Consider the following 26,279-nt stretch of genomic DNA (forward strand, 5'->3'; position numbering starts at 1 on the left):
TTGGCCAAAATATTTTTTCTAGCGAATTCTGCAACAAAGCTTCATTTTCGCCGCCGTTTACTTCAAATTCTAACTCAATTCTGAAACAACAATAACGGAGTCGCGCGGATTTGCGGGCTCCGTTTTCTAATTAATTCTGGAATACCACATTTTGTCAAATTCTAAATTAATTAGAAGGGCTCGTAAGTTTGAAGCGACGACATTATTGTGATAACCATCTCGCTTTTAGGGAGTACTCAAAAACCCAGCAAATTTTGCGAGTAATCCATGTATGGCGAAGAGTGGGTTTTAATGTGGGGGGATTACGATGATTAAGACTCATTTTGGGCGCTTTTAAAACTTTGCCCGTAACTCTTTTAAAAACATATCGGCAGCAGCCGAAAAGACTTGATGTTTTTTCCAAACAATATTTAAGCCAGATTCAAGTCTTGGCTCTAGCGGTCTAAAGCAAAGGTTACTATCACTCGATGTATTCACGATCTTATCAAGAGTTATTGCATAACCAATGCCTTCCTCGACCATAATGGCAGCATTATATGCAAGATTGTATGTAGTCAAGACGTTTAATTTATCGAAATCTTCACCAAACCAGTCCGCAAATTCATTTTTAGAAAATGTCTGCTTCATGGCCTGGCGTGAACAAATTAGCGGAACATTCAATAAATCTGTTGCCTGAATGGTTTCTTTGAAAGCAAGAGGACTGTCTTTCCTCATAACAACGCCCCAAACATCCTTGGCTGGGATATTGATATAATTGTACTTTGACAAATCAGCCGGTTGAATTAAAATACCAAAGTCGAGCAGTCCCTTGTCAAGCCGTTCGGTCACATCATCTTCGTTTCCGCTGTAGAGATGGTACCGTATATTTGGATAACTTAACTGTAAATCTCTTACTATTCGCGCAATCTGTTTCATGGCGTCTGTTTCCCCACTGCCTATATAAACATCACCACTTATTGTTTCTTCCATGGATCTGAATTCTGCCTCTAATTTATCGACCATATCAACGATTTCTTCTGCTCTCTTTCTTAAGAGCATTCCTTCATCTGTGAGAATGATACTGTGACTACTGCGGATAAATAGTTTTTTTCCTAACTCTTCTTCAAGATCTTTTAATTGCCTAGACAAAGTTGGCTGTGTAACATGCAAAAATTCAGCAGCACCTGTAATGCTTCCTTCTCTTGCAACAGTAAGAAAATAGCGCAAAACTCTAACTTCCATTTAAACCCCCCCTTTACTTTTACAATACACATTTCAGAAATGCCTTACAAGCATATCTTGTTATTAGATATGAGTATTTGCTATGGGGGAAAAGCCCGCTAAAATAAATAACAAAGGAATACGATTTCCGGAACATTATTATCCCACGAACGACCCAGGGGATTTTAAGGAACTGGCTGAGAACCCTCGATCTCATCATCAATACAGTGAGTGCGAAGTTAGATAGTAATGCTTACCTTTCGTTGCTGGCGCTGGGTCGTACACTAGTCTATGTCTTTGTGCCTAAAATAATCATTAACAGGAGGAAGAAAAATGTCTAAACAAAGAGTTTGGCTTGTCACTGGTGCCGGGCGTGGCATGGATGTCGATATCGCGAAAGCAGCCCTGAATGCTGGAAATCAAGTCGTTGCGACTGGTCGAAGTACTGATCGTCAGCTGCAGGTGGCGTTGATCGGCCCAATGAATGTTATGCGAGCGGTATTGCCTGTGATGCGTAAGCAGGGTTCCGGTCACAACATCTTGATCTCTTTAGGGGCGTGTATTTCCGGATTCGAGTTTAATTCTACCCTCTCAACATCTATGGCTTATGAGAACTAAAGGAAACCATATGCTTGTCTATATATTGACCTTGGGTGTATTCGGTATTTTGAATACCGAGATGGGCGTAATCGGGATCTTGCCTATAATTGCGGACAATTACCATGTCAACATCTCCACCGCAGGGTTGATCGTAAGTCTCTTTGCGCTTGCGGTTGCCGTCTCCGGCCCAATTTTGCCCTTAATGTTTTCGGGCATGAATCGCAAGAAAGTGATGTTGCTCGTACTTGGCATTTTTATTGTGGGCAGCCTTGTCTCTGCCATTACATCAAACTTTTCCGTGTTATTGATTGCACGTGTCGTTCCGGCCTTTTTCCATCCTGTTTATTGTTCATTGGCATTTACCGTCGCAGCGGCGTCCGTCAGCAAGGAAGAAGCTTCAAAGGCAGTCTCCAAAGTTTTCGTTGGCGTGTCTGCGGGGATGGTCCTTGGCGTTCCGATCTCGAGTTTGATTGCTACCGCTAGTTCAATTGCTTATGCGATGTTGTTTTTTGCTGCCATAACGACAGTCGCATTCGTAGCGACACTCTTGTATGTGCCCTCCATGCCTGTTGCGGGAAGGCTCTCATATGGTACTCAATTATCCGTATTAAGAAGATCCGTGACCTGGCTTTCCATTGCCGCTGTAATCTTCATGAACGGAGCCGTATTCGGGGTGTACAGTTATCTTGCAGAGTATTTGAAGACCGTGACGAATTATGCTTGGCACACAATCAGTTTGATGTTATTCCTATACGGAGTGGCAAATATTGTTGGAAACATGATTGCAGGGAAACTGCTTGCTAATCATGCATTAAGAGCGGTCATGTCTTATCCATTTGTAATGGGAGTAGTTTACATTTTGTTATTCATTGTGGGGCAGTTCAGTGTGCCCATGTTCTTTATAATTTTGTTTTGGGGGATTTTGGGCGGTATTGGAGGAAACATAGCTCAATATTGGATTGTGTCTGCAGCACCAGAAGCACTTGAATTTGCGAATGGACTCTTTCTGACATCTGCCAATTTGGGAACAACCATTGGTGCAAGTGTATGCGGACTATTCATATCCGGAATAAGTGCACAGTACGTCATGCTAGGGGGAATCTTGTTCCTGTTATTAAGTATCGCGGCAATTTATCCAAGAAGTTTGATATATGACCGAATGGAGGCTTCCAATAATGCAAGATAAGCAAACAGCTCTTGTCACAGGTGCGAATCGGGGAATTGGATACGAACTAGTCAAACAATTAGCTTCCATGGGCTTCCAGGTCATTATGACAAGCAGGGATTCAAAGAAGGGATCTGAAGCAGCGCAAAAACTTACTGAGTCCGGATTGGATGTTTTGTTCGTCGTCATGGATGTCACAGATCCAGAAAGCATCCGTCGAGCAGCCATGACCGTTACCAACAATGTTGGTCGATTGGATGTATTGATTAGCAATGCAGGCGTATATTTGGATGAGAATGTGAAGTTATTGCATATGGATCCTGCGATTTTGGAAAGAACGATGTCCACGAATTTCTTCGGCGTTTACCATGTCATGCATTCTTTTATTCCACTCATGGAAAAGCAGAAATATGGAAGGATCATCAATGTTTCCTCGGAATATGGAGCTATGAATGCCTTGTCGTACGAAGGAGCGGGTGCGTATAAAATCTCCAAACTTGCCATGAATGCATTGACCCGAATGGCAGCAGCAGAAGTCAGAGGAGAAATTAAAATTTATGCAGTAGATCCGGGTTGGGTAAGCTCGGATATGGGGGGACCCTCTGCTCCGAGAACTCCGGAACGTGCTGCTGAGTTGATCCTACAGTCGGCGATGATCGGTTCGGAAGGGCCGCGTAGTGGTTTTTACAGAGATGGCAAAGCAATCGATTGGTAAAAGTAAACGATGAATTACAGGAGATAGAAAATGAATAGCCTTATCGGTCCCGGTTTGTAATATCATCGAAGTTAGTTTTTTTCAGCCATCAGTTCAAGATGGCTTTCTTTATTGCTTCTTGAAATTTGAGTACCCTTCTATCCACTTTACTCATTCTATACTCACCTTTCTTAGATAATCGCCAATTATTGATGATTTGTTGAGTAATCTACACATCATAAGGAATTGATTATTGCAAGCATTTTGATTTTGTTTAGAATTATTAACGTGAGTTGATTAATCAATCAATGTTCATTTTGATTGGGGTTAATGGAATTATGATGACTAGCGCGAAACAACTTATAAGAAGAGTTGGAAGTTACTGGTATTGAGTAGAGGGGGATTAAATGAATAATAGCTGGAAAATCTACATGCTAGCCTTTATTAGTTTCTTTGTCAGTACATCGGAGTATGTGATTGCTGGTATTCTAGACCAAATTGCATCCTGGGCAAATATTTCAGTACCGGCTGCAGGACAACTTATTACCGTATTCGCTCTCGCAAACGCAATTGGTTCACCCATTTTCGTTATGGCCACGACAAAAATAGACCGGCGCTATTTATTAATGTATTCTCTAGCGATAGTGGTTATCGGCAGCATTTTGACAATTACCTTGCCAGGTTTCGGATTTCTCATCGTATCCCGAATAGTGCTTGCCATAGGGGGCGGTGTTTTCGTTATCGGAGCTAAGACCGTCGCAGCAAAACACGCGGCCCCCGGCGAACAAGCAGGGGCAATCGGAACAGTGATCATGGGGTTCAGTGCATCCCTAATTGCCGGAGTTCCCATTGGCCGCGTCATGGCTGCAGCGTACGGCTGGCAGGTCATCTTCGTCGCCATCGGTATTCTTAGCTTGCTTGCGATCTTTGCCGTAGCTCGAACGATTCCACCTACAGCAGGTGATGCACCTATTCCTCTAGGCAAGCAACTAGCGCTTTTGAAAAACCCAGAAATCCTAAACGGTTTTGGTGTCACATTCTTCTGGCAGTTGGGATATGCCATGCTTTATGCATATATTGTCCCTTTCCTGTTGAACGGTACATCCATGAACGAGCGGGAAGTCAGCATTGCTCTCTTTGCCTTCGGGATCGCTACCTTAGTCGGATCCAAGTTCGGTGGATTCATGACGGACCGGATCGGTATCCCGAGATCACTTATGGGCAGCATGCTCGTTCAAGTGATAGCGCTGGTGATGCTGTCCAGTATCGCAAAATCAACATTCGCCGCCATTCCTTTCCTTATGCTGTGGGCTTTCTCAGCTTGGTCATCCGGACCTGGCCTTCAGTTTAACTTGGTCGCAATCGCTCCGGAAGCCTCCGGAATTATGCTGAGTTTGTACGGTTCCATCTTACAGCTTAGCATCGCTACAGCCGGAGGAATTGGTGGTATTGCTGTAGGAAGTGCGTCAATACGGGCTGTTGGTTGGGGCGCGGCAGTATCCGTCGCGATTGCCGTCATTCTTGCGGCTGCCTCATTCAGCCGAAAACAAGCAGGAGGCTTCGTTATGAATCGAATTGAAGAGAGTCAAGAAACGTGGCGGTCTTGATTTGAAAACGCGGGATTTGCTTACCCCCTGTATGGTTAGCAGTCTGGGCGGATGTGAAAATCAAAGTCAAAGCACATTTGCGGGGCAACCTGCATGTGGGTAATGGCAAGGAGATCATGATCGCTGCCATCACGCAAAACAGGTGCAATTCTCATAAGAGGAAAGCACCTGTTTTGCTGTTTAGAATGTGTTTAAGAGCTACCCAACAAGACCTTTTTTATTGATTCAATAGGCAGTAGCTTTTGTAGTCAACAGGCGAGGAAAGTTGAATATGTGTGGACGACTTGCCATAGGGCATTGCATTGTCTATAAAAGCTTCCATTGTTTTGATGGATTCGGTGACAAGTTTTACAAGGTAACTGTATTGTCCCGCAAGTCGATGACACTCCATCACTTCTGGGTGCTCCTTACAGAACTCTGCAAATGCTTTGCAACGTTCCGTTTCGAATAAAATGTAAGCAGTCACTCGTTTGTTTAGTGCTTCAGAGGATAGCTTCGCGCGGTAGGCTTCAATGATTCCACGATCCTCTAGCTTCTTGACTCGCTCAGTAGTCGCTGGTCCTGTCAAGCCAATGCGCTGGCCTAGCTCTGTCATCGAAATACGGGCATTTTCCTGGAGTACCATTAAAATTTTTTGATCCACTTGATCCACGGTATATCACCTTTATTTTTAAAGTATTTTATCGAAAATAAAAAATATTTCTAAGTTACTTCATTAAAACACATACACATCTTTGTGTAAAATAATTGCTCCTTTCGATAGAATGAATTCATTAACTTATGGAGGTTACAAACGATGAACAATATTTCACAAAAGACGCCCTTACTAATTATCGATGTTCAAAAAGCGTTCAATGACCCAAAGTGGGGGGAACGGAATAATAAAGATGCAGAGGAAAAAATCAAAATGCTGCTTAACGGTTGGAGAGTATCTGGGAGACCTGTCATGTTTGTCCAGCACGTATCCCGGATACAATCATCACTATTTTATCATAACAAAACAACGTGCCAATTTAAGGCGGGAATTGAGCCGATTAAGGGAGAATACATCTTCAAAAAAAACGTTAATAGTTCATTCATAGGCACTGATTTAGAACATGTACTTGAGCAATTACAGTGTGAGGAAATGGTAATCGTAGGGCTGACAACGAATCATTGTGTAGAAACGACAACACGTATGGCTGGTAACTTCGGCTTTAATCCTATACTTGTTGAGGATGCTTGCGCTACGTTCGGCCGCCGCAGCCCTGATGGGACGTATTATACTCCTGAACAAATCCACGAGATGACATTAGTGAACTTGCATGAGGAATTTGCTCGAATTCGCAAAACAAGTGAAGTGCTAGCGATGTTGTAGAGTGATATTCCCATATCAACTGGAAAAATAGATCATTTACCTGTAAATTACATGACGGGTAACTATAAAGTGAAGTAATCGAAGGTTTTAAAGGTCTTCGATTGCTTTTTTTCTTGGTTCTAGAAAATGAATCTCTCGCACAAGGTGATCCTCCATTTCCGAATGTTCTCACGTTACACCGCTATTTCACTTATGAAATCTTATTGACGCGCTAGTTTATTTGTCTTACAATTTAACAAAAAGACAAATCGAGAATATATGAAAGCGAGTTCACCATGGATAATCCTCAGAAAGACTTAAACATGAAATCGATCAAACGCGAAACGATGTCAAAGCAAGTTGTCGACAGAATTATCGGCCTGTTGAAGAGCCGAGCGCTGAACCCGGGAGATAAACTACCGTCAGAACTAGAGTTGTGTGAGATGTTATTTGTCAGCAGGCCGGTGCTGCGGGAAGCCCTCAGTTCGCTGGAGACGATGGGGATCATACGCCGTAAGACGCGCGAAGGCACCTACTTCGCCGAGAAGATTGGCAGCAAGCCGTACTCCATTATGCTAGCGCTGTCTGCCGGAGATATTCCTGCGATAATGGAAGCCAGAATGGCGCTGGAGCTTGGACTTGTTACGATAGCAGCGGAGAAAATTACAAGCGAGCAGCTTCGGACGTTGGAACAACTGCTCAATGAGATGTCCGAAAACAAGGAAGGTTATGCTCCGCTAGATAAAGAGTTTCATCGTGTAATCGCCTACAGCGCCAACAATCCGATTCTAGAGGGAAACATTGATCCACTGTTAAGCATGTTCGATGAGACACTGAGCCAAATCGCTCTACAAGATCGTAGTCATGAGTCGACGCTGCGCGAGCACCAAGCGATCTATGACGCGCTTGCCAAGCGAGATCCGGTGGCAGCGCATGCCAGCATGTATGCTCATCTCCATCATGTGAGAATGAAAGTCATGAATTCGCTGTAATTAACATTCTTATAAATCAAAGGTGGTATCGGGATGATCATGAACGAAAGAAAAGTACCGACAGGTATTCTAGGCTTTCCAGTTGCACCAATGGATGATCAAGGCCGGCTGGATGCAAAGGCTTTTGAGCAAAACGTCCGCTTCCTCGTCGAGGAGGGCTTATCTTCCATTTTCGTATGCTGCGGATCCGGGGAGTTTCATGCACTTTCGCTGGCTGATTATGAACAGATGGTTGAAGTGGCCGTTTCTGTAACGAAAGGCAAAGTACCGGTGTATTCCGGTGTAGGGGGCAACATCAGCTATGCCTTGGAGCTTGCCAGGCTGTCCGAGAAGCTTGGAGCGGACGGGTATCTCATATTGCCGCCTTATTTGATTGAACCTGAGCAGGAGGGACTAGTTCGTTACATAAGCAATATCGTCGAATCGACCGATTTAAATGCTATTATTTATCAGCGGGATAATTGTGTGCTTGGTTTGAAAGCGCTTCAAAAATTAATCGAATACCCTCAAGTTGTCGGATTTAAAGACGGCCTCGGGAATATGGAGCTGAATGTCGAGCTGACACAATCAATCGGGCAGCGGTTGGCATGGCTGAACGGAATGCCGATGGCAGAGGTGACGATGCCCGCATATTACAGCATAGGCTTTACCTCATATTCATCCGCGATCTCCAACTACATACCTCACATCTCGAGACTATTCTACGAAGCACTGCTTAGTGGCAACAATGAGCTTCTTCATGAGCTGTATACCTATGTGATCCTCCCGATTGCGAATATTCGTAAGCAGAGAAAGGGCTATGCAGTAGCGCTGATTAAAGCAGGTATGCAAATCATCGGACAGCCGGTTGGGACCGCAGTCCGCCCGCCGTTGATTGCAGTGGAGCAAGAACACTACATGCAGCTGGAACGCATCTTGCAAATTGCTTTTGACAAGTTTCCAAAACCATCATCAACGTGAGAGGAGAGGAGGCTTAACAGTAGACAAAAGAATGGAGACGAAGACATATTTGAATTATATCGGCGGCACATGGCAGCCATCCGTTTCCGGAAAGACCGAAGCTAGTCTAAACCCCGCAAACCGGCATGAGGTTGTCGGTTCTGTTCAGGAATCTTCACTTCAAGATTTGAATAACGCCGTTCGGATAGCAGTGCACTGATGTTTACAACTCGAGTGCCGCTCGGTGTCGTCGGCGTCATCACTCCCTGGAATTTCCCGATAGCAATACCGATTTGGAAGATGACCCCTGCCTTAGTTTACGGCAATACGGTAGTCGTAAAGCCAGCGTCCGAAACCGCCGTTACATGTGCCAAGCTTTTCGAATGCTTAGCTGAAGCCGGATTACCGGCAGGGGTCGCAAATATGGTTACAGGAGTTGGATCCGTTATTGGCCAAGGCTTAGCAGAACATCCGGACGTGAGTGGAATCACATTTACCGGCTCCAACGGAGTCGGTAAATGGATCGGCTAAAACCGCTCTTGCGTGGTGCGAAATATCAACTTGAAATGGGCGGGAAGAATCCGGTTATCGTCGCTTCCGATGCCGATCTCGACCTTGCCGCCGATGCTACGATCAGAGGAGGACTCCGTTCCACCGGTCAAAAATGTACAGCAACGAGCAGGGGCATCGTACACCGCGACGTCTATGAGCCGTTTAAAAGCATGTCACTTCAAAGATGGCGATCGCGCAGGAAGAAATTTTTGGACCGGTATTGGCCTAAATGAAGGTCGATTTCTTGGAAGAAGCGCTGGAGTTGGCTAACGATGTCGATTTCGGTCTAAGCGCCTCTATCTTTACAACAAATATAGGCAGCATGCTCAGCTTCATTAACGATATGGATGCCGAAATGATCCGCATCAACGCAGAAAGCGCGGGAGTGGAGCTGCAGGCTCCGTTCGGCGGCATGAAGCAATCGAGCTCACATTCCCGCGAACAGGGCAGGGCTGCAATCGAATTCTTCACCTCTCTTAAAACAGTATTTATCAAATCCTGAGGACGGTGATTGTTCATGACCTTCTTTAACGCTGCGCCGGTCGTTACCGAGATGCTGGTTATTCCTGTGGCTGGCCGTGATAGCATGCTGCTGAATCTGAGCGGCGCACATGCTCCTTATTTCACGCGTAATATTGTGATTCTGAAAGATCATGCAGGCAATACCGGCGTCGGTGAAGTGCCCGGCGGAGAGCGAATACGGCAAACGCTGGAAGAGGCCAAGCCCCTTGTGATCGGCCAAAGTATCGGGAACTACAATAACGTTCTCCAATCAATACGAGGCCGGTTTGCCGATAGGGATGCGGGCGGACGCGGCTCGCAAACGTTCGACTTACGCGTGACGATCCATGCCGTTACCGCCCTCGAGTCGGCACTGCTTGATTTACTTGGCCAGCATCTTGGTGTTCCGGTAGCAGCTCTCCTCGGAGAAGGACAGCAGCGTGATGAAGTTGAAATGCTCGGGTATTTGTTTTACATCGGCGATCGAACGAAGACCAATTTGTCCTATACGAGCCAGCCTGATGCTGATAACGACTGGTTCCGGCTGCGCCACCAAGCGGCGCTCACCACGGATGAGATCATCCGGCTTGCCGAAGCGGCTTATGAACGATACGGCTTTCGCGACTTCAAGCTGAAGGGAGGCGTGCTTCGCGCAGAAGAAGAGATCGAAGCTGTTACTGCGCTGCACGAACGATTCCCGCAGGCACGGATTACGCTAGATCCCAATGGCGCATGGCTGCTTGCCGATGCTCAACGACTGTGCCGCAATTTGCATCAGGTACTTGCCTATGCGGAAGACCCGTGCGGCGCGGAGAACGGCTATTCCGGGCGGGAAGTAATGGCCGAATTTCGGAAAGCGACCGGTCTGCGTACCGCTACCAATATGATTGCCACGGATTGGCGACAAATGGGGCACGCCATCCAGTTGCAATCGGTCGATATTCCGCTCGCCGATCCGCATTTCTGGACGATGCAAGGCTCCGTACGCGTCGCTCAGATGTGCCGAGATTGGGGGCTTATCTGGGGCTCGCATTCCAACAACCATTTTGACATTTCACTGGCCATGTTTACACATGTAGCGGCAGCTGCGCCAGGGCAAATCACGGCTATCGATACGCACTGGATTTGGCAGGAAGGCCAACGGCTGACTAAGGAGCCATTTAAGATTGTCAACGGTCTAGTCTCCGTTCCGAACAAGCCTGGGCTGGGCGTAGATCTCGATATGGAGCAAGTTGAGCTGGCTCATCGGCTGTATAAGGAGCATGGCCTTGGAGCGCGCGACGACGCTGTTGCCATGCAGTATTTGATTCCTGGGTGGAAGTTTGACCCTAAGCGTCCTTGCCTGGTTCGATAAACAGTTGTAACTGTAAGTATTAAGTTACTATGAGAGGAACGGAAAAGATGATGGAGAAAGCACTTTCCCTTTCGGATTTAGACGGTCTTTGGGCTGCAATTGAAGCGAAAATCGACCAAATGATTAACCAAATCGGCAGGAAAATCCCACATGTAGCAAAAGAGGATGGCATCTACGACGATACCAAAAGCGACGCCTGGACATCCGGCTTTTGGCCGGGGATCCTTTGGCTCATGTACGACATAACCGGTAAAGAACATTATAAGACCGCTGCCTGGAACCGGGATTTGCAGATTGAGGAAAACTTCATCAGAGCATCCAATTTGCACCATGACGTGGGCTTCCAGTTTCTTCCGACGGCAGTCATCAAATATAAATTGACCGGTGATGCCGACGCGCGCAGAATCGGATTGGAAGCTGCCAATTTCCTGGCTGGCAGATTTAATCTTGCAGGCAGATTTATCAGGGCTTGGAACAACGGTGTTAGAGCTTGGCAGGAGGGCAACACCGGCTGGTCGATAATCGACTGTATGATGAATCTTCCCCTCTTGATGTGGGCTGCGGAAGAGCTGCAGGATCCGAGATTTAAGCATATTGCCCTTGCACATGCGGAGACGGCGATGGCGAATTTTATCCGCGAAGATGGCTCGGTTCGGCATATCTGCTGTTTTGATCCGGAAACAGGAAAGTTCACTCAGGAATTAGGCGGGCAGGGGGATTCACCTGGCTCTGCGTGGAGCCGAGGAACCGCATGGGCGCTCTACGGCTTCTCCGTTATGTATCGGCTTACAGGACAGACTCGCTATTTAGATGCAGCGAAGAGAGTGGCTCACTTCTTCATCGCTAATGTTGAAAAGGACGGAGTGCCTCTATGGGATTTTCGGGTAAAGGATCGGCAAGCGGAGCCTAGAGATTCTTCTGCTGCGGCAATCGCGGCATCCGGCATGATCGATATATCGAAGCAAGTGCCGCCGTCAGAGGCTGGGTTATATCTGCGGGAAGCCAAGCGAATCGTTGAAACACTGACGTGTCAATACGCAACCTGGCATCTTCCTGAACATGAAGCAATTCTTCTGCAGGGAACTGGAAACAAACCGCATGACTTAAATGTCAACGTATCGCTCATTTACGGAGATTACTATTATGTCGAAGCCGTGGCAAAATTAAAAGGTTGGAAAAATTCAATATTTTAGTAATTTTCTACTATTTGATGTCGGGTGAAAGGTGAGAAGCATTCAAATACGAAAGAGCTTTCAAGGCTGAACATAAAAATGGGGCTGGTGCAGCAACCGGAGTAGGATTAATCTCCTACCAAGAGGTGGAAGACATCTTGAAGAGCAATCCAAATTCAACCGATGAAATAATCAAATCTGACAAAGAAAGGATACCCTTTGCCATGAACGGCAAAGGGTATCCTTTCTTTTTTTACTTGTCACTATCCATCCGTGGATGTGAAGTCCCCGCTGTCAACACGCTAAACGTATGCGCGGACACTTGAGCTCAATACTCAACTTAGTTGAAACTACCGCTGCACTCAGCAGCTTCTTACGTTAACGGGAGTTATCTATGATAGATGAAATCAATAAACTTATGAAACGGGTGTTAAGCGTTGAACAGCAAGAAGTTTTTGGGGGTAACGGGAAAGCTGATATTCTTGCTCCAATAATTTCAGGACAATCTAAAGCCTAATGTTTTTCCCATTTACTGTTAACACTAAGCTTAAAGGTACGCGGCTAGCCCCATTAAAAAAACCTCTTATACATCACCATATTTCCTTGAAGGGGGACATCTGTTTTGGATGCGCAGTTTCTAGATTTATTGGCCCAGAAATATGATACGGAAGAAAAAGTTGTAACAGAAATCATCAACCTTGAAGCGATCTCCAATCTTCCCAAGGGAACTGAGCATTTTGTCAGTGATTTGCATGGGGAGTTCCAGGCTTTTCAGCATGTACTAAGAAACGGTTCGGGTACTGTTAAAGAGAAAATCAAAGTCTTGTTCCGTGAGGTTTGGACGGATCATGAAATCAATGATTTTACGGCGTTAGTTTATTATCCGGAAGAAAAAATACAGCTGGTTAAAGGAGACCTGTGCAATAAACAAGCCTTGAACCGATGGTACAGACAAACGATTGAACAAATGCTTAAACTCATTTCTTATGCCTCTTCCAAATATACGCGCTCGAAATTGCGTAAAGCTCTGCCGGAGCAATTTGTATATATTGTAGAAGAGCTTCTATACAAGACGGATTCGACCAACAATAAGGATCCTTATTATGAGGAAATTTATCGGCAAATTATTTCCTTGGGCCAGGCGGACAAGCTCATTATCGGCCTTGCTTATACAACCCAGCGCCTGGTGGTTGACCATCTTCATGTGGTCGGAGATATCTATGACCGCGGGCCGGACCCCGATAAAATTATGGACACGCTGATTAACTACCATTCTGTAGATATTCAGTGGGGGAACCATGATGTCCTTTGGATAGGCGCCTATGCGGGTTCTCTGGTCTGCCTTGCAAATATTATTCGGATCTGCGCCAGATACGACAATCTGAACATTATCGAAGACGTATATGGAATCAATCTTCGCCCACTGTTGAACTTGGCGGAGAAATACTATGATGACAATCCGGCCTTTAGACCGAAGCTGCAGACTGACCATGATGGTTCGGAGCAGGAAATCCTGCAGATTACCAAAATTCATCAAGCCATTGCCATGATCCAGTTTAAGCTTGAAATCCCTATTATCAAGAGACGACCATACTTTAATATGTCTGAAAGGCTTTTGCTTGAGCAAATCGATTACGACAAAACTGAAATCAAGATCCGCGGTAAAACTTACCCGCTGGAAAACACCTGTTTCGCAACCGTAAATCCGCAGCAGCCTGCAAAATTGCTTGAGGAAGAACAGCAGGTAATGGAAAAGTTGCTGTTCTCCGTTCAGCATTCCGAAAAACTGGCCAGACATATGAATTTTTTTATGAAAAAGGGTAGCCTTTATTTAAAATACAACGGGAATTTGTTATTTCACGGCTGTATTCCTTTGGATGAAGAAGGAAACATGGAAGAAATGCAGATTGAAGACAAGACGTATTCGGGTCGTAAGCTGCTCGATGTTTTTGAATATTATTTACGTTACGCCTTTGCGCATCCGGAAGAGACGGATGATCTGGCTACGGATATGGTTTGGTACATATGGACAGGGGAATGTTCCTCACTCTTTGGAAAGAGAGAAATGACCACCTTTGAACGGTACTTTATCCAAGATAAAGAAACCTATAAGGAGAGAAAGAACCCTTATTACCATTTGCGTGAAAATGAGGAGATCTGCCGGAAAATCCTGCTGGAGTTTGATATGAATCCTGATCATGGACATATCATTAACGGCCACACGCCAGTTAAAGAAATTCGTGGAGAGAACCCCGTTAAAGCAAGCGGGAAAATGGTTGTCATTGACGGCGGTTTTTCCAAAGCCTATCAATCCACAACGGGTATCGCCGGATATACCTTGTTGTATAATTCCTTTGGCATGCAACTCGTTGCCCACCAGAGATTTAAATCAAAAGAAGATGTGTTATGTAACGGAACGGACGTATTGTCTGTAAAAAGGCTGGTTGACAAAGAACTGGAGCGGAAGCTGGTGAGGGAAACCAATGTAGGGGAGAAGCTGCTGCAGAAAATCTCGAATTTGAAGAATCTGCTGGAATATCGCTACATGAAATGAAACAACTGCCCAATGAAATAACGGTTACAGCCGCGTTACGTTCCCTCGAAATGATTCACGATGTATGACAGGGAGGAGATGTCAAATTGGAATCTGGACTTGCTCGTTAAGCGAACCGCCCATTATCTAGAACCGAATCATAATCAACAAGCTTCGGTATTATCGCGCCGAGGCTTTTTAACATGTAGTCAAAGAGTAAGGTGCATGAAATGTTTGCATACATAGCCGACTGATAGTTTTCGTCTAGAGCTTAAAAAGGTTGTTGACACGACACCAAATGGTGTCATATAATCAAAATGACACTGAATGGTGTCCGATTAAGCTAGCCCTTTGGAATGTTAGAGGATCTGAATAAGTTCCATTTGAAACCATCATGAGGAGGAAACAAATGAGTCACATTATCGGTACGGAAACAACTGTGAAAGTAGAAACCCAGCACCTAGGAAAAATGATTGCTTATTGGACAGTCACAATATTACTTGCAGCATCTATTACGTTAAGCGGTATTGGGCAACTGATGCGATTTGGGGGAAATGTCGAGTTAGTGACCAATATTGGTTTCCCATTATACGTCACGAACATTCTCGGGAGTTGGAAATTACTTGGAGTTATTGCTATCGTCGTGCCAGGTTTTCCTCGGCTTAAAGAATGGGCTCATGCTGGACTCTTCTTTTTAATGACTGGTGCTGCATTATCTCATTCCTTTGCTAACGATTATGGTGATTATGGGTTTCATATTATCCTTCCGCTTGCATATGCTGCACTCAATATCGCTTCATGGGCGCTACGTCCGAATGGCCGCAGACTCTAAGGAGGTGCTGAAATTAATGGCTTTTCCTTCGCTGCTTTTGAGGAAGTGAAGGAACATTTATATAATGCCCAAATGTGCCGGAACACCTCTAACATAGAAAAGCCTGGGAAACATACTTTCCAGGCTTTTGTATTTCTTGGTTGCTTTAAGGTTTTAGGCGAAATAGGATAGCTTTTCAATATGTCATAGTCAGGTGAACTATTCCACTTCCACGTCGTCTGACAGTCCGCCTCGCCGGTATTGAAGAGGAGAGATGCCGATAGCTTTGCGGAACGACGTGCTGAAATAGTGCTGCGAGTGGTAGCCTACGCGCTCGGCTATTTCCAGTATGTTAAGTTCCGTTGATACAAGTAATTGGATAGCACGCTTCATCCGCATTTGAGCCAAATATTGCCCTAGCGAAACACCAACCTCTTGTTTGAACACCCGACCGAAATAGACAGGAGATACCTGAAGACTCTCAGCAACCTCTTCAAGTGTCAATTCTGGTTCAGCATAGTGCTCTTGAACAAACAGCTTGGCTCTGCGGACGAGCGGGGACAATTGTATTTCCTGATAGACGCTTTGTCTTGCTTCCAGATATCCAGCGGGAACTCCGGATAGCCCCCCGGCTACATTCGTGAAATGCAGCTTAGTGGAAATTTTTAAGTATTTTGATATCGATTGCTCCATCTGTGCGAGCGTTTCTTCAGCGATCATATCCCAAGTCAGAACGATGATAAGACCTCCACGGTCGCGGAACAGAACATGGGGCGAGTGTATCATGTATTCTCCGATGATGTTTTCAATGGCGAACAAGAATAACTGCCGGTCATTTTCACGTAGAAATTGCTGTCCCCGGCTCACTTCAGGCCAGCGGACGACTCCGAGCAGCCGGGGCGCATTGCTCGGCAACTGCAAAAACTTTAGCTGTTCGCGGATTTGATCGGTATTTAATTCTCCGTCTATCCACTCTAAGCAGAAGCGTTCCCGTAGTAGCAGTAAATTTTTGGCGATTTGCCGGTTGGCAAGCTCAAAATGCTTCTGCTGCATGGACTGCTGATCCAACTGGTTTTTCGCTTCCGATAGCACATGGGTGAGCTGATTGACTCGAATCGGCTTAAGTACGTAATCGTCCACACCAAGGCGGATCGCTTTTTGTGCATAGGAAAACTCTTCGTGACCGGTGACGATGATTACCCTGCATTCTGGTAGTTTTTCGCGAAGCTCCCCGATTAACGTTAGACCATCCATGATCGGCATGTTTAGGTCGACGAGCATAAGATCCGCCTTTAGCTGGAGGGCCAATTCCAGTGCTTCCTCACCGTCCTCGGCTTCCCCGACGACATCCATCTGAAGCTGCTCCCACGGTATTGAACTACGAATGCCACTGCGGATGAGGGCTTCATCATCTGCTAGTATGACCTTCCAAGTCTTCATCTTGATGCACCTCCTGATATAAATCCTTCAAATAAGGATGAACAATCGTGATCGTCGTGCCTTTCCCATACTCGCTTTCCACGAGTAACCCATAAGCTTCGCCGAATGTTAGGATCAGGCGAGATTGGACGTTCAAAAGCCCGTAACCTCCAGAGGATACCTCTGATGATGGATCAGTCGCTTTAGATCGAATCGGGCTAGCCGTCTGCTGGACAATCTCTTCTTTGACATCCTCGAGACTTTGCCGTAGGCGGCTTAACGCGGAATTGTCCATTCCCTTACCGTCGTCTCTAATGTACAGCAACAGCTTGCCATCCCGGACTTCACTGGAGATTCGAATTAAACCCGGGCCACGCCGTTCTTTAATACCATGATAGAGAGCGTTCTCAACAAAAGGCTGAACGATCAGTTTCATAATATACAGACCTTCAGTTTCCGGGGCGATATCCAGCTCATACTCGAGCTTGCTTTGATAGCGTGTCTTTTGAATTTTTAAATAGCTTCGCACATGTTCGATTTCTTGTGATAACGGAATAATCGGTTTTCCTTTACTGAGCCCAATACGAAACAGAGTAGATAGTGAATCGACGACCTCGGTTATCTCGTTTGCTCCACGTTGATGGGCTAGCCAATGGATCGTATCCAGTGTGTTGTACAGAAAATGGGGCTTTATCTGGGCATGTAAATTGCGAAGTTCTGCTTCGCGCTTTTGCTGTTCTTTGCGCCCGACTTCCTTGATCAGCTTGTTAATTTGGCTGAGCATGATATTGAATGCACGGCCAAGTATTCCGACTTCATCATTATGTTGCCCGGTATAACGTATGGATAAATTTCCGGTTTCTACTTTCTGCATCAAAGCCATAAGCTTACGAATTGGTTGGGTGATCGTAAATGATAAGTAATAAGCCAACCCGAGGCCGACCAAACAAACGAAAAATATAAAGCAAACAATATAGAAACGAATTTGGCTAATGTCATTGACCGTATCCTGCATTGGAAACACGCCGACCGTCGTCCAATCGGTAAATTCCGATTTCCGGTAAATAATCTGTACAGGACCATGACTTACCGTATTGGAGGATTGTCCTGTAGTTTTGGTTAATTGCTCAAGGTTTTTTGTGATTACTTTTGAACCGCTGTCGCCTAACCATTCCTTAGGGATCTCGGCCAAAATCGGATGAGGAGGTGAGTAGATGCTTTCGCCGTTTCCATCAGTCACCATTAAGTAACCGGATTTACCAAGCCGAACGTCACGGACCGTTTCAGCAATGACCCGAAGCTTGAGATCGATCATGATGACGCCCTGAACCTGCTGGGTGGCGGGATCGAGTATAGCCCTGACGGCGGTGACCACTTCTTCGTCTTTGTAGTTAACATGATTCGAAATACCGCGATTGTGGGGGTGTCCCAGCAACCGGAAAATACCGCGACCGGCCACGGCTTCCTTATACCACAGCTCATCCGTCAGCTTGACCGATGAACGGGGATACATATCGTTACTGATATAGTCACCCGTGCTGTTCGTGACCAGAATGCCTGCAATTTCGGAATGTAGTGTTGTAAACCCTTGCAGAAACTTCTTCATCCTGTACATTTGCTCCGAATGGGAGTAGCCGGCCGGAACAGGGGCTCCTTCCATAAACTCCGAAATGTCGGGATTAAACGAGATCATATACGTCGTATTCTGCATTTCATTCACGAACGCTTCGAGCGATTTGTTCACATTGTCGATAAGCTGTAACGTATTGGCGTTGACCCGCTTTTCTATCGTGTCGTTTACAGCGATGCTGATCAAACTACCGAGAAGGATGGAGGGCAAGATGCTGACGAGAACAAACAGGACAATGAGTTTAAAGCGTAGTGGCATATGCTTTATTCCGACAGAGGGAAAGCTTTTATTTCGCATAATAACTGTCCACGTTTGTTTTCGTCACGACGGATATACCCGTATCTGTATAAACTGGTAATGTGCTGATGGATTCGCCATTGGAGTCACCAAGGCCATGATGAAGATGAAACAAGTACTGCAGTGACCAATACCCCATATTCCAAGTGCCTTGCGCCAAAGTTTCGGACAGCACTCCGTTTTTGACCATGTCGAGCGTGCCTTTGTCTGTATCGAAGCCTATCACTTTGATTTTGCCTGCCTTTCCAGTCTGAAGGAGCGCATTGCCGACCCCGATACCGCCATTAGCCTCTGTAGCGAAAATGCCATTCAAATCCGGAACTTGCTGTATAATGCGGCGGGTCGCTTGCTCAGATTCTGCTTGGTCGCCTTTCCCGTTTTCGATTGCAACCACTTGAATGTTTGGATAAGAGCTCTTGAGTGTATCGACGAATCCGTCCGTGCGTTCTTGATGGTTGAGCTGTCCGGGTCTGGTAATAATTGCTACTTTTCCGGTCCCTTCGATCAATTTGGCGAGCTGGTTGGCAGCTGTTGCACCAGCCGATCGGTTGTCTGTACCGAGAAACGTGCGTACCTTGCTGTCCATGGTATTCGAATCGAACAAGACAACAGGAATACCCGCTTGAACGGCTTTGTCAATGGTGGCTGTAAGCGCTTCCGGATTTATTGCAGTAACGGCAATGCCGGCGGGCTTTTTGGCGATTACCTGCTCGAGCACGGTATTTTCCTCATTCGCGTCGTATTGGGTCGCTCCTCGGTATTCAACAGATACGTTCAGCACCTTGGCCGCATCTTCAAAACCTTTTATCCCTCGTTTCCAGTAATCCATACCGGCTTGAAATGTCACCATGACGTATTTCTCGTCGACTTCTCCTCGCAATCCGCTTTCCAGACCGTAATCTTTCGAATTTTTTGAGTTGAGCTGATGCAAGGTGACATAACCGATGAAAGCGGCGATCAGGATCATATAGATGACAATTAATTTTTTCAAGTCCTATCCCCCTGTAGCGTACTTTTTTCATTATAGCGCAATTTTTCAGTAAGATCTTTGAAAAGTAGAGCACCTTTTTTATAAATATTAAACCTGCGAGGAAAGTTTAATTTTTGAAAAAAACGTGCGTCAATTTCGAAAGACGTTCATTCCCAGAGGGTGCTATATTCATTTTGCAACAACAAAACAATCTAGGGGGAAGGTCGAAATGAAAAAATTCGGATGGTTAACTATGGTTGTATTCATGATGTTCGCGCTCGCCGCATGTGGAGGGCAGCAGGCAGCTAGTGGCGGTGCTGCAACAGGAGGAGGATCTTCTCCAGGAGCAGTAAAGGCGGATGACAAGCAGTCGGCAAGTGGTGGAAGCTCCGGCGATTCGGCAAGTAAATATGTTGGCATCTCGATGCCGACGAAGTCCTCGGAGCGTTGGGTACATGACGGTGAAAATATGGTGAACGAATTCAAGAAGCTCGGCTACAAAACCGATCTGCAGTATGGCGAAGATGTGGTCGAAAATCAAGTTTCCCAGATTGAGAATATGATCACCAAAGGCGTCAACGTCTTAGTTATCGCTCCTATTGATGGAGAGTCGCTGACGGATGTCCTTAAGAAGGCAAACGACAAGAAAATCCAAGTCATTTCCTATGACCGTTTGATTCGGAAAAGTGATTTCGTCAGCTACTATGCGACGTTTGACAACTTTAAAGTTGGCGTGCAGCAAGCACAGTATATCGAGCAGAAACTTGGCCTCAAAGACGGCAAAGGTCCGTTTAACATCGAGTTGTTTGCAGGTTCCCCAGATGATAATAATGCAGGCTTTTTCTTTAACGGTGCGATGTCTGTACTGAAGCCTTATATCGATTCCGGCAAGCTGGTTGTGAAGAGCAAGCAAACGGCATTCGAGCAAGTGGCTACGCTTCGCTGGGACGGTGCGACGGCTCAAGCGCGGATGGATAACTTGCTCAGCAAAAATTACACGAGTGATAAGGTTGATGCGGTTCTTTCTCCATACGACGGTATCAGCATTGGGATCATCTCATCACTGAAGGGCGTTGGCTATGGCTCGGCAAAGCCGATGCCGGTCATCACAGGTCAAGATGCTGAGCTCGCATCGGTGAAATCGATCGTTGCCGGTGAGCAGACGCAAACGGTCTTTAAGGACACCCGTGAATTGGCTAAAAAAGCGGTTGGGATGGCCGATAGCGTGTTGAAAGGCACGAAAGTTGAAGTCAACGACGAGAAAACGTACAACAACGGCGTGAAGGTCGTTCCTGCCTTCCTGCTGGAGCCAGTTTCGGTCGACAAATCGAACTACGAAAAAGTGCTAGTGGATAGCGGCTATTACAAAAAAGATCAAATCAGCAAATAATCGTAACAGATGATCATAGGAACACGGATGCAGTGGCGGCCGGATTGGCAGCCACTGCAGTTGTTAGATTGGGATAGGCGGTGATGAAAATGTCCGATATCATTTTGGAGATGAAAGGGATTACGAAGACGTTTCCGGGTGTAAAAGCGTTGGAGAACGTTAATCTGAAGGTCAAGCGGGGAGAAATCCACGCTTTGATGGGCGAGAATGGAGCAGGAAAGTCGACCTTGATGAAGGTGCTTAGCGGTGTTTACCCTCACGGAACGTATGAAGGCGACATTTTGTTTCAGGGGCAAGTATGTGAGTTTAAAGATATCAAACATAGTGAGCAGCTCGGCATCGTCATTATTCATCAAGAGCTCGCCTTGATTCCATACCTGTCAATCGCTGAAAATATCTTCCTCGGCAATGAGCAGGCCAAACGCGGCGTGCTCAATTGGAACGAAACGATCATGAAGACAAAAGAGCTTCTGAATAAGGTAGGCCTGGCTGAATCTCCACAGACGCTGATTACGAATATTGGTGTCGGTAAGCAGCAGTTGGTCGAGATTGCCAAAGCACTATCCAAAGAGGTGAAGTTGCTGATTTTGGACGAACCGACAGCGGCGCTAAATGAAAATGACAGTGAAAATTTACTGCAGCTGCTACTCGAATTTAAAAAGCATGGAATTACGTCGATCATGATATCCCATAAGCTCAATGAAATTGCGAAAGTAGCTGACTCGATCACGATTTTGCGGGATGGGCAAACGATCGAGACGCTAGATATGAAGAAGGACCAGGTGGATGAGGACCGCATTATAAAAGGCATGGTAGGGCGTGATTTAACACACCGGTACCCGCCCCGAATGCCGAATGTCAGCGATATGATTTTCGAAGTTAGCCATTGGAATGTCTATCACCCTTTGCATCCGGAGAGAAAGGTCATTGACGACATCAACTTTTACATCCGTAAAGGTGAGGTGGTCGGTATCGCCGGCCTAATGGGTTCGGGACGAACGGAGCTTGCGATGAGTCTATTTGGTAGGTCGTACGGTACGAAAATTAGCGGTCGGGCATCGATCAACGGGAAGGAAGCGGATTTATCCGATATCAATAAAGCGATCAAGCAAGGACTGGCCTATGTGACGGAGGATCGGAAACAGTATGGATTGATTCTGATCGATGACATTAAGCACAACATTACGCTCAGTAATTTGAACTCGATTTCCAAAAGGGGCGTTGTAATCGAAAACCAGGAAATTATTCAAGCGGACTCGTTCCGCAAGAAAATGAATATAAAAACGCCAAGTATCTTGCAGAAGACCGGAAATTTGAGCGGCGGCAATCAGCAGAAGGTCGTACTCAGTAAGTGGATTTTCGCAAAGCCTGACATTCTTATTCTAGACGAACCGACGCGGGGAATCGACGTCGGTGCGAAGTATGAAATCTATTCGATTATCAACGATCTGGCCGGGCAAGGGAAAGGTGTCCTTCTTATCTCATCGGAGCTGCCTGAAATTCTCGGCATGTGTGACCGGATATATGTAATGAGTGAGGGGAGGATGACCGGTGAATTAAGCAGAGAGGAAGCATCGCAGGAGGCTATTGCCAAATACATGACGAAAACAAGGGGGACTAGGCATGCAAACCATGGTTAGCATGTTTAAGAGTAATATTCGCCAATACGGGATGATCATTGCGCTGGTGCTCATTTCGCTGTTGTTTCAAATTTTGTCCGACGGGACGCTTCTTAAACCTTTGAACGTGACGAACCTGATTTTGCAAAACAGCTACATTCTCATTCTTGCTATCGGCATGCTGCTCGTTATCATTACCGGCCACATTGATTTGTCGGTCGGCTCGGTGGCAGCATTCATTGGGGCGCTGTCCGGCGTAATGATGGTGACATATCATATGCCTTTCCCGGTTTCCGTAATCCTTTGTCTGCTCGTTGGAGCTCTGGTAGGCGCCTGGCAGGGGTTTTGGGTCGCATATGTCAGAATTCCGTCTTTCATTGTTACCCTGGCAGGAATGTTGCTGTTTCGCGGTTTGACGATGATTGTGCTAAATGGAATGTCGCTTGCGCCGTATCCGAAGATGTTCCAAAAAATAAGCTCCGGTTTTATCGCAGATCCTCTGGGAGATAGTCATCTGCTTACCATCCTGATCGGAGCAGTGCTCGCTATCATTTACATTCTAATTGAGCTTAGGAACCGCAAATCAAAGCTTACGTATCAGTTCGAGGTCATACCAGCAGGCTTATTTGTGGCTAAGCTAGCAGTTATCACTATAATCATCCTTGCTTTTGCTTTTGTACTGTCGCAATACGAAGGGATACCTAACATCCTGATTCTACTTTCGGTTTTAGTGATTATATACTCTTTTGTGATGAACAAGATGGTCATGGGACGTCATATCTACGCGCTAGGAGGCAATGAGAAGGCGGCTAACCTCTCAGGCGTGAAAACAAAGAGAGTAACATTCTGGGTGTTCGTCAATATGGGCGTGCTTGCGGCCATGTCCGGTCTTGTATTCGCTGCTCGACTGAACGCAGCTACGCCGAAGGCGGGCACCAATTTCGAACTAGACGCTATCGCTGCTTGCTTTATTGGCGGTGCTTCCGCAAGTGGCGGTGTCGGCACAGTGATAGGCGCAATTATTGGTGGCCTTGTCATGGGCGTCATGAACAATGGTATGTCCCTTGTCGGATTAGGCATCGATTGGCAACAAGGCATTAAAGGTCTGGTGCTGCTCCTGGCCGTCGCCTTCGACATTTATAATAAGTCGAAATCGTCGTAAATTGGGTAGCTAACTATTTGGCAGTTTAACATCATAAGAAGGATATTTCTGGGCATTAATTTTGATTCTGGCCGGTGTAGCGATCGCGAATATGAAGCGCCGGCAGGCACAAGAAATGAATCCTAAAGATGGCACAAAGCTCCTCACCGGGATTCAGTTGCAAGCACCAGATGCTAAACGCGGAGACTTCACGATCACCAATGCCGATATTGACTCCGTTAAAAAGCAAATTTCGGGAACAACACTAATCAATCAAGGTATCCAAACTAGGGAGTAATCCATAGGATCCCTCTTTAGAAGCTCCAAGTCATCAATGGCTTGGAGTTTTTACTATGCTTTTTATCCGACGCAGCTATTATTTTTTATGTAGGGAGATTTGTGTCTTAGAAACATGCAGAAATTCCCCTACTTTGTAGTCTCGTGATACAAAACTACTTACATAGTAGGATTTCGGATTTGGAGAAGATCCACGTAAAGTTCAGCGATTAAGAATAGTTATAATATCATTGATCATTTGAAAACGTTTGACAAACGAATTGCAATTTGAGATGATATCCTAATTTCTATATGACAGTCTACACCAAAAGAGGGAGTGAAATTGGGGATGGGAATTGATGAGATTATTCGTATAATGCCTTATGATGAAAAGTGGATTACCTTATTTCAAAACGAAAAAATAAATCTTCTTAAAGCTTTCGGAGACGATGCTATCGACATCCAGCATTTTGGCAGTACCTCGGTACACGGGATGTTTGCAAAACCAATTATTGATGTTTTGATAGGCGTGAAAACGCTTGAGCTGAGCAATTCCGCAACTAATGAACTAGCACAACTTGGTTATGAAGGGTTCGGAGAAACGGGTGTAAAGGGAAGATTGTATTTTCGAAAACGCCAAGAACATGCCTATAATCTTGCTGTCGTCATTTGGAATGGCGAGCAATGGGTAAATAATCTTCTCATAAGAAATTACTTACGAGAAAACCCGAATGTAGCAAAGCAATATTGTGAACGAAAGCTCGACGCCATTAAAAAAGGATATACTACACTGTTGTCTTATTCGGACGAAAAAGCCGATTATGTATCTAATTTACTCGAACAAGCTAAGAAAAGTATTGGATAGGCGCAGGCAATATGTGTACTACTCCACCATCTTCTGAGATTTTTGAAATCGAAACCTTCTCTTAGAAGCTAACTAGAATCATAGCCCTAATGGGAGGTTTTTTTGAAAGGTTTCTTGCCGAAGATAGAAAATATTTGCTCCTGACTCCATGGAGTTAGGAGCCACGAATAAAGTCCCCGCCTTCCAATCAGGAAGCGGGGACTTTGCTATGTGTATCTCCTTCGGATAAGTCAAAGCGTTTGTAGACTTCCGCAATGCGGAGCGCATATTGCTCAAAATTAAAGCAGTTTTCAATTAACCCTCTATTCGTTATGCCCATCATCTCTCTTTTGCCTCTATTTTTAATCATGTAAAGCATGCTCTCGGCAAAAGCATCCGGGTGTTCATACTGGCTAATGACAATTCCGTTCTGGCCATGCTTGATGATTTCCGTATTCCCGCCCCTCCCTGTCGTGATAATCGGAATACCGGCTGTCATCGCTTCATACTGAACTCTAGCCAAAGGCTCCTTCCATTGAGACGCACAGATCAAAACATCGCTCATTGTGTAATAATCCGGCAGCTCATAAACGGGCAAAAAGCTCGTAAAATAGATATGCTCCGAAATGGGCTTCGCTTGTTCTCTCAGCATTTTGACGTACCCATTCTCGCTGAAATTGCCGAACCACTTGCTTCCTACAATAACTAGTGCTGTCCTGGGCTGCTGCTGCAAGACTTTCTTCATCGCTGTGATGAGAAGATGGCAGCCCTTCTTGGGGACTAGCCTTCCCACGAACAGAGCCACAAAGTAATCTGCCGGAATACCCAGCTTTTTTTTCATTTCCAGCGCAATCCGCTGCCCCTGCAGCGTGTAATGAGGTGTGTAGATGCTCGGCTCATCTCCTGTATATAAAACTGTTATTTTCGCTTTGGCGGAGGGACAGCGCCTCGCAATCGAGTCTGCTAGAAACTGACTGACGGCCACCATGTGATCGACAGCTTGCACAATCTCCTCTAACTCGCTTTGTTCAAGATGAGATCCGAATACCTGGTTGTGAAGCGACAACACCACCCGGGAATGGAAGCACACTTGCTTGATTGGCAGCACCCAATCCGGTTTGTTATACACCTGAATGACAGGAAAAGACTCAGCCTGTACATAAGAGATGACATTCTCCAGATAATTCTTCTTTGGGAAGCGAATATATCTGACACCATGAATCGTCTCCTTATTTGC

General features: G+C 45.7%; 23 protein-coding genes and 1 pseudogene. 18 read left to right on the top strand and 6 right to left on the bottom strand.

Annotation, left to right across the window (positions count from 1 at the left end; genetic code table 11):
• Nucleotides 1-333: 333 nt before the first annotated feature.
• Complete coding sequence (locus O9139_RS21545) at nt 334-1,221, bottom strand: LysR family transcriptional regulator (RefSeq protein ID WP_270881502.1); 888 nt, start codon at nt 1,219-1,221, stop codon at nt 334-336.
• A 312-nt stretch (nt 1,222-1,533) separates the two neighbouring features.
• Here O9139_RS21545 and O9139_RS21555 point away from each other — a divergent pair, with 312 nt between their 5' ends.
• From O9139_RS21555 to O9139_RS21570, 4 genes are all read left to right on the top strand, one after another.
• On the top strand, nt 1,534-1,818 hold the full coding sequence (locus tag O9139_RS21555) for a hypothetical protein (protein WP_270881503.1): 285 nt from the start codon (nt 1,534-1,536) through the stop codon (nt 1,816-1,818).
• Nucleotides 1,808-2,986 carry an MFS transporter gene (locus O9139_RS21560; RefSeq protein WP_270881504.1) on the top strand — a complete coding sequence of 393 codons (1,179 nt, stop codon included), beginning with the start codon at nt 1,808-1,810 and terminating at the stop codon, nt 2,984-2,986. Before O9139_RS21555 ends, O9139_RS21560 begins: the two co-directional genes overlap by 11 nt.
• Nucleotides 2,973-3,680, top strand: a complete 708-nt coding sequence (locus O9139_RS21565; protein WP_270881523.1) for an SDR family NAD(P)-dependent oxidoreductase — start codon at nt 2,973-2,975, stop codon at nt 3,678-3,680. The genes O9139_RS21560 and O9139_RS21565 overlap by 14 nt, the downstream gene beginning before the upstream one ends.
• Nucleotides 3,681-4,066: 386 nt before the next feature.
• The gene (locus O9139_RS21570; protein ID WP_270881505.1) at nt 4,067-5,266 is read left to right on the top strand and encodes an MFS transporter; all 1,200 of its coding nucleotides are present in this window, start codon (nt 4,067-4,069) and stop codon (nt 5,264-5,266) included.
• A gap of 217 nt (nt 5,267-5,483) precedes the next feature.
• Here O9139_RS21570 and O9139_RS21575 read toward each other — a convergent pair whose 3' ends face one another.
• Nucleotides 5,484-5,918, bottom strand: a complete 435-nt coding sequence (locus tag O9139_RS21575) for an Lrp/AsnC family transcriptional regulator (RefSeq protein WP_270881506.1) — start codon at nt 5,916-5,918, stop codon at nt 5,484-5,486.
• 153 nt (nt 5,919-6,071) lie between these two features.
• Here O9139_RS21575 and O9139_RS21580 point away from each other — a divergent pair, with 153 nt between their 5' ends.
• The 9 genes and pseudogenes from O9139_RS21580 to O9139_RS21620 all read left to right on the top strand — a co-directional run bounded on the left by O9139_RS21580 (nt 6,072) and on the right by O9139_RS21620 (nt 15,477).
• Nucleotides 6,072-6,623, top strand: a complete 552-nt coding sequence (locus tag O9139_RS21580) for a cysteine hydrolase family protein (protein ID WP_377523503.1) — start codon at nt 6,072-6,074, stop codon at nt 6,621-6,623.
• Between the two features lie 302 nt (nt 6,624-6,925).
• On the top strand, nt 6,926-7,594 hold the full coding sequence (locus O9139_RS21585) for a FadR/GntR family transcriptional regulator (protein WP_270881508.1): 669 nt from the start codon (nt 6,926-6,928) through the stop codon (nt 7,592-7,594).
• 36 nt (nt 7,595-7,630) lie between these two features.
• Nucleotides 7,631-8,554: a 5-dehydro-4-deoxyglucarate dehydratase gene (gene kdgD / locus O9139_RS21590; protein WP_270881524.1), complete on the top strand. Its 924-nt coding sequence runs from the start codon at nt 7,631-7,633 to the stop codon at nt 8,552-8,554.
• A 31-nt stretch (nt 8,555-8,585) separates the two neighbouring features.
• Nucleotides 8,586-9,587 (top strand): annotated as a pseudogene (locus O9139_RS21595) (aldehyde dehydrogenase family protein).
• Nucleotides 9,588-9,602: 15 nt separating this feature from the next.
• Nucleotides 9,603-10,940 carry a glucarate dehydratase gene (gene gudD, locus O9139_RS21600; RefSeq protein WP_270881509.1) on the top strand — a complete coding sequence of 446 codons (1,338 nt, stop codon included), beginning with the start codon at nt 9,603-9,605 and terminating at the stop codon, nt 10,938-10,940.
• A gap of 47 nt (nt 10,941-10,987) precedes the next feature.
• The gene (locus tag O9139_RS21605; protein ID WP_270881510.1) at nt 10,988-12,133 is read left to right on the top strand and encodes a glycoside hydrolase family 88 protein; all 1,146 of its coding nucleotides are present in this window, start codon (nt 10,988-10,990) and stop codon (nt 12,131-12,133) included.
• Nucleotides 12,134-12,506: 373 nt separating this feature from the next.
• Complete coding sequence (locus tag O9139_RS21610; RefSeq protein WP_270881511.1) at nt 12,507-12,629, top strand: hypothetical protein; 123 nt, start codon at nt 12,507-12,509, stop codon at nt 12,627-12,629.
• A gap of 105 nt (nt 12,630-12,734) precedes the next feature.
• Nucleotides 12,735-14,666 (top strand): fructose-1,6-bisphosphatase, encoded by a 1,932-nt coding sequence (locus O9139_RS21615; RefSeq protein ID WP_270881512.1) that lies wholly within the window; start codon nt 12,735-12,737, stop codon nt 14,664-14,666.
• Nucleotides 14,667-15,054: 388 nt separating this feature from the next.
• Nucleotides 15,055-15,477: a DoxX family protein gene (locus O9139_RS21620; protein ID WP_270881513.1), complete on the top strand. Its 423-nt coding sequence runs from the start codon at nt 15,055-15,057 to the stop codon at nt 15,475-15,477.
• Between the two features lie 198 nt (nt 15,478-15,675).
• Here O9139_RS21620 and O9139_RS21625 read toward each other — a convergent pair whose 3' ends face one another.
• Genes O9139_RS21625 through O9139_RS21635 form a run of 3 tightly spaced genes read right to left on the bottom strand, consistent with a single transcriptional unit; the run spans nt 15,676 to nt 19,793 of the window.
• Nucleotides 15,676-16,896 carry a response regulator gene (locus O9139_RS21625; RefSeq protein ID WP_270881514.1) on the bottom strand — a complete coding sequence of 407 codons (1,221 nt, stop codon included), beginning with the start codon at nt 16,894-16,896 and terminating at the stop codon, nt 15,676-15,678.
• Complete coding sequence (locus O9139_RS21630; RefSeq protein ID WP_270881515.1) at nt 16,865-18,763, bottom strand: cache domain-containing sensor histidine kinase; 1,899 nt, start codon at nt 18,761-18,763, stop codon at nt 16,865-16,867. Before O9139_RS21630 ends, O9139_RS21625 begins: the two co-directional genes overlap by 32 nt.
• 28 nt (nt 18,764-18,791) lie before the next feature.
• Nucleotides 18,792-19,793 (bottom strand): substrate-binding domain-containing protein, encoded by a 1,002-nt coding sequence (locus O9139_RS21635; RefSeq protein WP_270881516.1) that lies wholly within the window; start codon nt 19,791-19,793, stop codon nt 18,792-18,794.
• Nucleotides 19,794-20,001: 208 nt separating this feature from the next.
• Here O9139_RS21635 and chvE point away from each other — a divergent pair, with 208 nt between their 5' ends.
• From chvE to O9139_RS21660, 5 genes are all read left to right on the top strand, one after another.
• Nucleotides 20,002-21,162, top strand: a complete 1,161-nt coding sequence (chvE, locus tag O9139_RS21640; protein ID WP_270881517.1) for a multiple monosaccharide ABC transporter substrate-binding protein — start codon at nt 20,002-20,004, stop codon at nt 21,160-21,162.
• Nucleotides 21,163-21,251: 89 nt separating this feature from the next.
• On the top strand, nt 21,252-22,802 hold the full coding sequence (mmsA, locus tag O9139_RS21645) for a multiple monosaccharide ABC transporter ATP-binding protein (RefSeq protein ID WP_270881518.1): 1,551 nt from the start codon (nt 21,252-21,254) through the stop codon (nt 22,800-22,802).
• Nucleotides 22,786-23,943: a multiple monosaccharide ABC transporter permease gene (gene mmsB, locus O9139_RS21650; protein ID WP_270881519.1), complete on the top strand. Its 1,158-nt coding sequence runs from the start codon at nt 22,786-22,788 to the stop codon at nt 23,941-23,943. The genes mmsA and mmsB overlap by 17 nt, the downstream gene beginning before the upstream one ends.
• A gap of 115 nt (nt 23,944-24,058) precedes the next feature.
• Nucleotides 24,059-24,220: a hypothetical protein gene (locus tag O9139_RS21655; protein WP_270881520.1), complete on the top strand. Its 162-nt coding sequence runs from the start codon at nt 24,059-24,061 to the stop codon at nt 24,218-24,220.
• A gap of 327 nt (nt 24,221-24,547) precedes the next feature.
• Complete coding sequence (locus tag O9139_RS21660) at nt 24,548-25,063, top strand: GrpB family protein (RefSeq protein ID WP_270881521.1); 516 nt, start codon at nt 24,548-24,550, stop codon at nt 25,061-25,063.
• Nucleotides 25,064-25,250: 187 nt separating this feature from the next.
• Here O9139_RS21660 and O9139_RS21665 read toward each other — a convergent pair.
• Nucleotides 25,251-26,279 (bottom strand): glycosyltransferase family 4 protein (locus O9139_RS21665; RefSeq protein ID WP_270881522.1); only part of this gene is annotated, 1,029 nt, incomplete at its 5' end.

Source organism: Paenibacillus aestuarii (assembly GCF_027789125.1).
GTDB classification, from domain to species: domain Bacteria; phylum Bacillota; class Bacilli; order Paenibacillales; family NBRC-103111; genus Paenibacillus_E; species Paenibacillus_E aestuarii.

Coding starts and splice junctions, on each gene's coding strand:
- O9139_RS21545 (WP_270881502.1), bottom strand. CDS start 1,221: ATGGAAGTTAGAGTTTTGCGCTATTTTCTTACTGTTGCAAGAGAAGGA.
- O9139_RS21555 (WP_270881503.1), top strand. CDS start 1,534: ATGTCTAAACAAAGAGTTTGGCTTGTCACTGGTGCCGGGCGTGGCATG.
- O9139_RS21560 (WP_270881504.1), top strand. CDS start 1,808: ATGAGAACTAAAGGAAACCATATGCTTGTCTATATATTGACCTTGGGT.
- O9139_RS21570 (WP_270881505.1), top strand. CDS start 4,067: ATGAATAATAGCTGGAAAATCTACATGCTAGCCTTTATTAGTTTCTTT.
- O9139_RS21585 (WP_270881508.1), top strand. CDS start 6,926: ATGAAATCGATCAAACGCGAAACGATGTCAAAGCAAGTTGTCGACAGA.
- gudD (WP_270881509.1), top strand. CDS start 9,603: ATGACCTTCTTTAACGCTGCGCCGGTCGTTACCGAGATGCTGGTTATT.
- O9139_RS21605 (WP_270881510.1), top strand. CDS start 10,988: ATGATGGAGAAAGCACTTTCCCTTTCGGATTTAGACGGTCTTTGGGCT.
- O9139_RS21610 (WP_270881511.1), top strand. CDS start 12,507: ATGATAGATGAAATCAATAAACTTATGAAACGGGTGTTAAGCGTTGAA.
- O9139_RS21620 (WP_270881513.1), top strand. CDS start 15,055: ATGAGTCACATTATCGGTACGGAAACAACTGTGAAAGTAGAAACCCAG.
- O9139_RS21625 (WP_270881514.1), bottom strand. CDS start 16,896: ATGAAGACTTGGAAGGTCATACTAGCAGATGATGAAGCCCTCATCCGC.
- O9139_RS21630 (WP_270881515.1), bottom strand. CDS start 18,763: ATGCCACTACGCTTTAAACTCATTGTCCTGTTTGTTCTCGTCAGCATC.
- chvE (WP_270881517.1), top strand. CDS start 20,002: ATGAAAAAATTCGGATGGTTAACTATGGTTGTATTCATGATGTTCGCG.
- mmsA (WP_270881518.1), top strand. CDS start 21,252: ATGTCCGATATCATTTTGGAGATGAAAGGGATTACGAAGACGTTTCCG.
- mmsB (WP_270881519.1), top strand. CDS start 22,786: ATGCAAACCATGGTTAGCATGTTTAAGAGTAATATTCGCCAATACGGG.
- O9139_RS21655 (WP_270881520.1), top strand. CDS start 24,059: ATGAATCCTAAAGATGGCACAAAGCTCCTCACCGGGATTCAGTTGCAA.
- O9139_RS21660 (WP_270881521.1), top strand. CDS start 24,548: ATGGGAATTGATGAGATTATTCGTATAATGCCTTATGATGAAAAGTGG.